Annotated in this window: 4 protein-coding genes; 1 reads left to right on the forward strand and 3 read right to left on the reverse strand. The window is 36.2% G+C overall.

Annotation, left to right across the window (positions count from 1 at the left end):
- Positions 1-175 precede the first annotated feature (175 nt).
- Positions 176-715 carry a hypothetical protein gene (locus AC6CHU_RS25740; protein WP_251174797.1) on the reverse strand — a complete coding sequence of 180 codons (540 nt, stop codon included), beginning with the start codon at positions 713-715 and terminating at the stop codon, positions 176-178.
- A 149-nt stretch (positions 716-864) separates the two neighbouring features.
- Between AC6CHU_RS25740 and AC6CHU_RS25745 the strand changes: the two genes are divergently transcribed.
- Entirely contained in the window at positions 865-1,464 is a 600-nt protein-coding gene (locus AC6CHU_RS25745) for a hypothetical protein (protein WP_498123146.1), read from the forward strand.
- Positions 1,465-2,364: 900 nt separating this feature from the next.
- Here AC6CHU_RS25745 and AC6CHU_RS25750 read toward each other — a convergent pair.
- Both AC6CHU_RS25750 and AC6CHU_RS25755 read right to left on the reverse strand, forming a co-directional pair.
- Positions 2,365-2,850 carry a YjdJ family protein gene (locus AC6CHU_RS25750; protein ID WP_498123148.1) on the reverse strand — a complete coding sequence of 162 codons (486 nt, stop codon included), beginning with the start codon at positions 2,848-2,850 and terminating at the stop codon, positions 2,365-2,367.
- Positions 2,851-3,263: 413 nt separating this feature from the next.
- Positions 3,264-3,440: antibiotic biosynthesis monooxygenase family protein (locus AC6CHU_RS25755; protein ID WP_498123149.1), on the reverse strand; the 177-nt coding region annotated here is incomplete at its 5' end.

The raw sequence follows: 3,440 nt of genomic DNA on the forward strand, positions 1-3,440 counted from the left end.
GCACCCGTTAGTTTAAGTGGAATTCTTCACAATATCTTAATGTAACTCCAATGTAATTGTGTAGTACCAGAAGCTGGTTGCTTAGAAAAAGACCTCTCGTATTTAAGCAAGGGATGTTATCTCGAAGATCGTTGCTATGGAGATAAGAGGGGCTTATTCCACATTTGGCATCGAGTTAATCGTTATGGTATTGCAATTCAATCGTTTTAAAATCAGTCGCGCGCTTATAATCAAAAGCATAATTGATGATTACTGTATCGGGTGACACCCATTCCAATTCATAGGCTCCTTCTGAAAATGGTTTATATCCCCTATCGGTATCAAACTTGGTCAACGTGGTCATGAATAAACCTGAATCTGAAATCTGGTAAAGTTTGGCATACCCTTTTTCGATCACCACAAATTTTTCACTTTGATCGGGTGAGGAGAACGTGGTGTATTTGGTTTCTGTGACTAGATTCGGTACGCTAGTCAGTAAGATGAAAAAGATCCCAACCCCTATCGCCATCCATTTCATTCCTTTATCCTTTAACAGATATACAGCTGAAATGACGGCTGCAATAATGAGCAAGATGCTTATTGTACGATGACTGATGCCCCTGGATGGCAGCCCAAGTTGAAGGTAAATACCCTTTGTATCCATCACCAATAGTATGAGCAGAAGGAATACGCTGACACCAAAACCAATGATGGCCACCCTATTACGTTTGATCATTTGATTTAACTCTCCCTTACCTTTGAGAACCCATACGCACAAAGTATATCATATTTAAGTTCAAAACATTGCGATAACTCTGGTATAGGTTTTGAAAGAGGAATATAATAAACATGGTAAAATCTTTCTAATAAAAGGGAGGACTGTTTTTGAAAGTCATCAAAATCGGATTGGTCGGTATGTTGGCAGCCGGATTGTTGACGGCATGTAATGGAAATGACGTCGAATCGGTTGCGAAAGCGGACGATGGGCAAGCCGCAGTGGAAAATGATATTGTTGAATTTTCTCCAGAAGCAAAAGAATGGATCGCTGAAATGGCAGCGGAGTTCAATCGAGCACCCGAAGAAAGTTTTGAAGAACTAAAGCTAGAAGATGTTGGGTTTGTTTATTATACAAAGGCCGACAATCTTTATAAAAATATGCAACATTATATTGATGACAAAAATGAAAGTTTTGATGAAGACTTTGCCAACTTGCGTATGCTTGCTGCTGGAATCAGTCATAATCAATTTGAACGTACCGCTCATATCGATGATACGGGGAAAGAAAAGGACAATCTTGAACATGCTGAGGATTGGAAACCGATGCCGGCAAGTATGGAAACGGCGTATCAATATATGAGACAATTACTCAACGATTTGGACGTTACCATTAATAAGAACGGCAAAGGGACATCTTTTGGGGTGTCACACTTAACGAATGGCGACAAGGTGCATGAACTAGAGTCGTTTATAAAACACGACAGCTAATACAAGACACCTTTCTTTTGGAGAGGTGTTTTCTTTTAGCCGATTAGTCGAATCACTATTTATCAAACCAAACACCACAAATTTTGTAATTAACCAGCAAAGAGTTTCTTCTATTTTTGCCTGTTTCATAAGACTCCTTTGGTACCTTGTATAAAATTCTGTTCCTACCCCCATTGGTTTTATCCCCTTAGTGCATGAATAATAACTAAGCATATAATGTTTTAAACTAACCTCCCTCAATAAAAGAAGCGAAAACGGCTGTTTACTCTAGTTTTCTTAGATTTTCATAGTTAATTACCTGCCGTTAAGTCCTTTATTGTTGGACATTTTTCACTTGAAAGGATATATTTGGACCCTTAAAGAAAAAAGAACTATAACCCACTAACCAACCAATTACAGAAATTGGTGGATGAGTCAAAATATGATCGCACTGGTGGATGTCCACATTTCTCATGGAGGTCTACCCTCCCATGCCTCACAGAGTCTTCGCTCTCAAATTCCTTCGTCCAACCTTTCCATGAGGTGGATGTCGGCCATGCTGCCCCACAGGATCCATGCCCGTAATATTAGGGGGCTCATAAACGAACGGTGATGCAGTTTTTGCTATTTTTCCAATCCTAACTATCTTATTTTACATAGTTTTAATAGTATTTGTAATTTGGTTTCTGGTTAAATTCCTTAAAATACAACAGGAAAAGAACAATATTCTGAGATCTATTTCTGACAAGTTAGATAAGCTAAATAATTAGACGGGGAGACCTGTCTCTTTTTATGTCACAGTTTATGTCTAATACGCCATAACAGTATATTTTTCTTATTCAACAAACCTGCCCCGTTAGTCGAATAAGAAAAATGCTTTGCTCCTTATTGAAGCAAAGCAAACGCTAATTCTTTATTAAATTAGTTAGTAACCTTATTTACCTTGATTCGGTTTAAAACTTGAAAATTAATTATTAAGGCAGTCGATATGCATAATAAACCGCAAATTATGAAAATAGAGAATAGTATACGACCACCTATTGTTGGAGAATTAGAAGTAAAATAACTAAATAAAAATAATCCTCCACCTAAAAAAGTTAGATAATAGGCTAACCATTTTTTCTCCTGCTTTAAGATATTGTACCCAATAAGAATTAACAAATATAAACTACTCAAAATCATAATTATGGGGAAAGTGGGTTGGAATTTAGAAGCATAGACAAAGTAATCCAGCTGTGATATGTCACTTGGATTATATACTACTCCATACAATAACTGTGTAAAAGGTGTAGAATATCTCCATTCCCAAGGGTTATCTAAAATAGCACTCCCTTCATACCAAGCAAAAGCTGTAGAAAACAAAAGTAAAGTAATGGAAACACTAAATTGAATTACAAACCGAATCATAATTTAATGGCCTCCAATATATTATTTAACCTGTTTCTTAAATACTAACATATTACAAGTTATATATGGGTTAAAATCCCATTCCCTTCTTCAACAAACCTGCCCTTTTGTTGAATAAGAAACAGCTACCTTACCCGGCAGCTGCTCGTTAACATAAAGTACCCGCTAGTTCATTAAGGACCGTGTATAATTTCTTTTTTCTTTATTTCTTCAACACCTTAGTAAGTTTAAATAATAAAAAGCCCAAACCTAACATTATAGCTAATAATAATAACGGAAAAAGAATATTTGAAATCATTAACTTCTCCTCCTAAGATTATTTATACCTAAGTTTAATTTTACTATAAAATTCCATTTGGTTGTTAATGGTTATTGTGCTAACCTACCCCGTTAGCTGAATAAGGCTAGATGTATTACATTTCGTAAAAGTTATCCCTTTCTACTTTACACACTCTTAGTGCGAAGCTCTTGTACCATTCATTTTTACCTCTTTCCTGTGCAGCTAAATGTACTGAGTGTTCCTTCCAATTCTTTATCGCATCTAAGGAATCCCAATATGAAACTGTAATTCCTAACCCTTCATCTCTTGC

Source organism: Cytobacillus sp. GQ23, assembly GCF_059758675.1.

What these genes read in the sequence shown, in the direction of transcription:
- AC6CHU_RS25750 (WP_498123148.1), bottom strand. Translation starts at nt 2,850, where the DNA reads ATGATTCGGTTTGTAATTCAATTTAGTGTTTCCATTACTTTACTTTTG.
- AC6CHU_RS25740 (WP_251174797.1), bottom strand. Translation starts at nt 715, where the DNA reads ATGATCAAACGTAATAGGGTGGCCATCATTGGTTTTGGTGTCAGCGTA.